General features: G+C 45.9%; 5 protein-coding genes. 3 read left to right on the top strand and 2 right to left on the bottom strand.

The window, feature by feature from the left end; all coding sequences use genetic code 11:
- Nucleotides 1-94: 94 nt before the first annotated feature.
- Both CSX02_RS09915 and CSX02_RS09910 read right to left on the bottom strand, forming a co-directional pair.
- Nucleotides 95-1,867: a methyl-accepting chemotaxis protein gene (locus tag CSX02_RS09915; protein ID WP_099386576.1), complete on the bottom strand. Its 1,773-nt coding sequence runs from the start codon at nt 1,865-1,867 to the stop codon at nt 95-97.
- 127 nt (nt 1,868-1,994) lie between these two features.
- Nucleotides 1,995-2,936 carry an AEC family transporter gene (locus CSX02_RS09910; RefSeq protein ID WP_099386575.1) on the bottom strand — a complete coding sequence of 314 codons (942 nt, stop codon included), beginning with the start codon at nt 2,934-2,936 and terminating at the stop codon, nt 1,995-1,997.
- Nucleotides 2,937-3,131: 195 nt separating this feature from the next.
- On the opposite strand from CSX02_RS09910, the gene CSX02_RS09905 reads away from it, so the two are divergent.
- From CSX02_RS09905 to CSX02_RS09895, 3 genes are read left to right on the top strand one after another with little or no spacing between them, the layout of a single operon-like run.
- Nucleotides 3,132-4,109 carry an ABC transporter substrate-binding protein gene (locus tag CSX02_RS09905; protein ID WP_099386574.1) on the top strand — a complete coding sequence of 326 codons (978 nt, stop codon included), beginning with the start codon at nt 3,132-3,134 and terminating at the stop codon, nt 4,107-4,109.
- 17 nt (nt 4,110-4,126) lie between these two features.
- Nucleotides 4,127-5,074: an ABC transporter permease gene (locus tag CSX02_RS09900; RefSeq protein ID WP_031542279.1), complete on the top strand. Its 948-nt coding sequence runs from the start codon at nt 4,127-4,129 to the stop codon at nt 5,072-5,074.
- A 13-nt stretch (nt 5,075-5,087) separates the two neighbouring features.
- A complete protein-coding gene (locus CSX02_RS09895; RefSeq protein ID WP_031542277.1) occupies nt 5,088-5,882 on the top strand; it encodes an ABC transporter ATP-binding protein in 795 nt (264 codons plus the stop codon).
- The last annotated feature ends 450 nt before the right edge of the window (nt 5,883-6,332 follow it).

The raw sequence follows: 6,332 nt of genomic DNA, 5'->3' as shown, positions 1-6,332 counted from the left end.
CATAAAAATACCGACCTCCAATCGTTAGATTTTTTGGTCTAACTTTTGGGGGTCGGTACACGGCATGGTTCCTTTTCGTTTGCGCACAGGAGCATTATAAGGTTACAAACATCTTTGTATTGTCATTGAGCTGGCTGGTGACACGATTGTTTTCATCCATCGCGCTGTCGATTTGTGAAATCTCATCCACAATATGGGAGCTGTTGACAGCGGACATATTGATGGCATCCGAACTTTCACGGACGGATTCGGTGATGCTTGTCACACTGTTTGCCATCTGATCCATAATCGTATTCAGATTGCCTGCAAGCTCGGTAAACTGTCCGAGAATGCGGTCCATCAGCAAGGCCGTATTTTCGTACCGCTCGCCGGTCTCAACAAATGAGTCATAATCGGATAATACATTTTCATTAATAAAAGCGATGACTTCAAGCGCATGATCGGAAAGTGTTCTGACAGCCTCTGTGACCTCAACGCTGATACTTTGGATATTGCTTGCAGTCTGACGGCTATTGTCGGCCAGCGTACTGATTTCGTCAGCAACGACTGCGAATCCGCGGCCTGCTTCTCCGGCACGGGCTGCTTCAATGGAAGCATTCAGCGCAAGCAGGTTGGTCTGGCTGGCGATGGTCAGGATCTCATTGGTCAGTTCATTGATCTGTCCAACCTTCTCACTGTCTTTAACGGATTGCTGTAAGGTGATGGACAATTCCTCCATCTTAGAACCGGTATCATTCTTTTTCTGGGAAGCAAGCTGTTTGATTTCATCTGCTTCTTTGCGAATGTCTGCAGCAGTCAGTGAACCGTTGGCCGCTTCTTCATGAATGCGTGCGGTTGCTGCTTTCACTTCAGCCAGATTATCATCGATTTCAGTGGCTGTTGCAGAGACGGTATCCATACTTGCCGAAAGTTCCTCCAATGCGGCAGATGTGTTGGTAATATTGTCGCTTGCACGCTGAATCTGACCGGTCATGGATTCTGCGGAAGTGGTCAGTACGACAGCTCCGTCTTTTACGCCGCGGATGATTTCCTGAAGGGTTTCGATAAAGAGGTTGATTCCGTTTGAAATCGTCTGCAATTCGGTAGAAGTCCTGGTATGGATGCGGGCCGTCAGGTCGCCGTTTCCGTTTTGAATATTTTGAATGATGAGATCCAGTTCCTGTGTCATTCTCTTGATAATGCGGCTGACACGGAAATACGTGATAATCAGGCTTGCCAGAATGATGACGACTACAATGACAAGCAAAATGATTCCTTTGACGGATGCATCCGCTTTGACTCCGCCCAGGTAATTCCCCAGATTTTCGGAGAGCGCCTGAATTGAATCTTCGACTGCCTGGTAGCTTGATTCAAGGGCATTGTTGACGGATTCATAATCGGATGTGAGCACGGTGATGGCCATAATCGCATCGCCGGTCTGCGCATATGAAATTACATTTTCTACTGCCGATTTGTATTTATCGATGCAGGAAGCCAGTTCCGCTGCCTGCGCCGGTCCGTCTGCCGACTGCGATACGAGAATACTTTCGTCCGTGATATAGCTGACATATTTGTCGAGCTCAGAGCACAGCTTGCGTACTTCCTTGACGGAATCATTGTCATCGGAAACAATTCCGCCGGCTGCCGTGGTGCTGACAATCGTGTGGACATCCCCATTGATATTCACAGTCATCTGATGTAATTTTCCTTCCTGCCTCTGGAGTTCGGACTGATTGGTGCTTGCGACGGTCGCAGAGCTTGTGATGGTTGATAGAGCCTGCATCATAACGATGGCATAGATAATAAATGCAATCAAAATAATTGCATTAAACATGATGTTTTGGAAAAGTGTCGTAGATAACACATTTCCCTTTTGCTTTTTGGTCATACTTTTTCCTCCTGTCAAATCATAGTTAGTCTTAGTAAGTATTTTCCCGTACAAAAGTATTTTTTATTATTATATCCCAAATCCGCCGTCCGCACAACAAACTGTGCAATGTTTGCAATCCAACCGGTTAAATCAGATTGAAAACTTTGAGTATATAAATCCAGCCTGTGAGCGTAAAGGCGCTTAACAGGGTGGTGATGACGACCGTGTTGGAAGTGAGCGTACCTTCATGTCCCATGGACCGGGCCATCACAAAGCTGCTGACGGTGGTTGCGCTGCCAAGCATAATGAGGATGGCAATCAGCTTGTCGGTGCGGAAGCCGAGCGAGATTGCAATCGGCAGGAAGATGGCAGCCAGTCCGACCAGTTTAAAAAAGGATGCAACAAGGGACGGTGCAAGTGCACCGGAAATCTTGTCCGGTTTGATGGAAGCTCCCATTGCGATGAGGCCGAGCGGAGAGGCGATGCTGCCGATATTATGGACGGTCTTGTCGAGAATATGAGGCATCGGGATGCGCAGGACGGACCAGAGCATTCCGAGTGCGATACCGATAATAATCGGATTTTTGATGATGCCAAAGAGTGTTTTTTGTACGGTGCTGCCGGAAAGCTTTTTGTTTTCCGGTGAAGTAATCGTCAAAACGACAACTGCCATGACATTGTACAAAGGAACACTGCCGAGAATCATCAGAGCAGACATGCTGGCCTCGCCGTAGATGTTTGTGATATATGCGATTCCCAGGAGAGCAGCACTGCTTCGGTAGGAAGCCTGAACGAACTCGCCGCGGGATGCATTTTTAATAAGGAGAGAAATCAGGGCAACCAGGGTGATGGAACATAAGGTTGCAAGGAAACAGAACAGAACGAACCTGCCGTCCCATGTACTGCGAAAATCCGTGGTCGCAAGTTGGGAGAAAACCAGAACCGGAAGTGGCAGTTTAAAGACAAAACGGTTTAAGCGGGATGCAAACTCATCATCGATCCAATGAATGGAACGGAGAAAGAAACCGATTACCATCATCAGGAAAACCGGCATGGTTGCGTTGAAACTGAAAATCAAATCTCTCATGGAAAAATTACCCTTTCTGAATCTTTGATTTTTAGTATAACACAAAAAAAATAAAAAGCATCTTGACGAAGAACAATTCTCATATTATTATTTAAGAATAATGCTTTAGTGCATAAAAGTGATAATGCTATGTTGGTTTTAAGTATTGTTGCATTTATGGCATGAAGCAAAAACAGGAAAGAGAAGGAGATAAAAATGAAAAAGAGAATGTTGAAAGTAACTGCGGCGGTCTGTGCAATGCTGCTCGGGCTCACCGCTTGCGGAAAAAGCAATGACTCCGCTGACAAAGTTTATAAAATCGGTATCTGCCAAATCGTGCAACATGATGCACTGGATGCTGCAACGCAGGGATTTAAGGATGCCTTGATCAAGAAACTTGGAGAAGACCATGTGAAGTTTGATTATCAGGATGCTTCAGGTGATTCTGCTACATGTGCGACCATTGCAAACGGATTTGCATCTGCCAATGTGGATCTGATCCTTGCAAATGCAACTGCACCGCTTCAGGCTGCAGCTGCAGCTACAACAGAAATTCCGATTCTCGGAACTTCCATTACCGATTATGCGGTTGCATTGGAATTAAAGGACTGGTCAGGTGCAACAGGTATCAATGTATCTGGTACCTCCGATCTGGCTCCGCTTGAAGAGCAGGCTGCCATGATTCAGGAATTGTTCCCGGCTGACAAGTTTGCAAAGGTTGGTATTTTGTATTGTACCGCAGAACCGAACTCATTGTATCAGGTTGAGGTTGTAACCAAAGAGCTTGAGAAGCTTGGATATACGGTTACTCCTTATGCATTTACAGATACCAATGATGTGTCTTCCGTATGTACCACAGCAGCAAATGCATCCGATGTGATGTATATTCCGACCGATAATACAGCTGCTTCCAATACCGGTATCATCGATCAGATCTGCAGACCTGCAAAGGTTCCGATTGTCACAGGAGAAGAAGGAATCTGTGCCGGCTGCGGTGTTGCAACACTTTCCATCAGCTATTATGAACTTGGATATACCACCGGTGAGATGGCATATGAAGTGCTTGTCAATCATGCCGATGTTTCCAAGATGGAAGTAAAGTATGCACCAAATACAACAAAGAAATACAATAAAGAAATTTGTGACGAGCTTGGAATCAAGATTCCGGATGACTACGTTGCAATCGAAAAATAATAATCGGGGGTGAAAAAATGTTTTTCACTGATTTTATCAATGCACTGCCGGGAGCAGTAGCGCAGGGTTTGATATGGGGAATTATGGCAATCGGTGTTTATATCACCTACAAAATTCTGGATGTTGCAGATTTGACTGTCGACGGAACAATGTGTACCGGAGGCGCAGTCTGTGTCATGATGCTGACATCGGGTAAGCCAATGTGGCTTGCCTTGTTGGCGGCTGTCGGTGCCGGCCTGTTGGCAGGACTCGTCACCGGTCTCTTTCATACTTTGATGGGAATTCCGGCAATCCTTGCCGGAATCTTATCACAGCTGAGTTTGTATTCCATCAATTTAAAAATTATGGACAACAAGGCAAACCAGTCTCTGAATGCCCGCAATTTCAATTTGCTGGTTTCACTGGGCAATGTAAAGAGTGCACCGGTACGAATCGTGGATGGTCATCCGGTCTTTAATCCGATCTTTTTGGTTGCGGTTGTCCTGATTTTAATCATTGCTGTTTTATATTGGTTCTTCGGCACAGAACTCGGATGTTCGCTCCGTGCAACGGGAGCCAATCCTAATATGAGCCGCGCGCAGGGAATCAATACCAAACGTGGTGTGGTACTTGGCCTGATGGTCAGCAATGCACTGGTGGCATTTTCAAGTGCATTACTGGCACAGTATCAGGGATTTGCCGATATCAATATGGGCCGTGGTGCCATCGTAATCGGTTTGGCAGCTGTCATTATCGGAACGGTATTATTTGACCGCATTTTCCACAATTTTGCTTTGAAACTGCTGGCTGTCGGAATCGGTGCAATTGTCTATTATGTGGTATTGCAGCTGGTGCTCTCACTCGGTGTGGACACCAATTTGCTGAAGCTGCTGTCGGCAGTGGTGGTTGCAATTTTCCTTGCGGTACCGTATTGGAGAAAACAATACATGAGTAAGCCTTCGAAGGCGACGGAAAAGAAATCGTAAGGAGGATTGAATCATGTTAAAAGTGAATGAAATTTCAAAAGTATTTAATCCGGGAACCGTTAACGAAAAGCTGGCGCTCGATCGCTTGTCGCTTACATTAAACGAAGGTGATTTTGTTACCGTCATCGGTGGAAACGGAGCCGGCAAATCTACACTGCTGAATGCAGTTGCAGGCACCTGGTATGTCAGCGCAGGAAGTATTTTGATCGATGATGTGGATGTGACCAGAATGTCGGAGCATAAGCGCGCCAAATATCTTGGCCGTGTATTTCAGGATCCGATGATGGGAACCGCTGCAACCATGGGAATCGATGAGAATCTTGCACTCGCAAGCCGTCGCGGCACCATGCGAGGCCTTGGACGCGGAATTACCCACAAAGAGCGTGAACATTACAAAGAATTGCTTGAAACACTTGATTTGGGACTGGAAAACCGCATTACTACCAAAGTCGGACTGCTTTCCGGAGGACAGCGTCAGGCGGTGACTTTGCTGATGGCATCATTGAAAAAGCCAAAGCTGTTATTGCTTGATGAACATACAGCCGCTCTCGATCCAAAGACAGCGGCAAAAGTGTTGGAGACCACGGAGCAGATTGTACGTCGCGATAATCTGACGACTTTGATGATCACACACAATATGCGTGATGCCATTGCACACGGCAACCGTCTGATCATGATGGACAATGGTCACATTGTGCTGGATATCAGCGGAGATGAAAAGAAAAAACTGACGGTAGATGACCTGATGGAAAAGTTCGCAGTCGCTGCCGGCCAGGAATTTGACAATGACCAGGCAATCCTTGGTTAAAATATGTTTTACGGGGAAGCTCTCTGCACATTATGTGCAGAGAGCTTTTTACATGCATAAACTTTCTGTTACCATTTACAGCCTGCATTGCCTGACATCCTCGCCCATGGACCCGGTACCCCCCTTCACAATTTTGCGAATATTTTAGGTTCGTTTATGAAGTGGCGGACACTTCATTTATTGATATTATGTACTCCTCAATCTAAGGGATATCCGGGTTCAGACTCTGTTTGCATAGCTCACTTCGATTCACCCGGGTATCCTTTAGATGAGAAGTACATATACGATCGCTTTGTGTGTCCGCCAACGATAAACTTTTTTCAAAATTGTACAGGCATTCAAAAGACATATGGTAATCAGGATGCGAGCTTTTGCATATATGAAAACCAAAATATTCTTGCAAAGTGAAGGGGGGTACCGGGTTCATGGGCGAGGATGTCAGGCAATACA

Origin of the sequence: Agathobacter ruminis (assembly GCF_002735305.1) — a bacterium.
GTDB lineage: Bacteria > Bacillota > Clostridia > Lachnospirales > Lachnospiraceae > Roseburia > Roseburia ruminis.
Note: the sequence above shows the minus strand (reverse complement) of the source record. Positions and strands in the feature narration are given on the sequence as shown.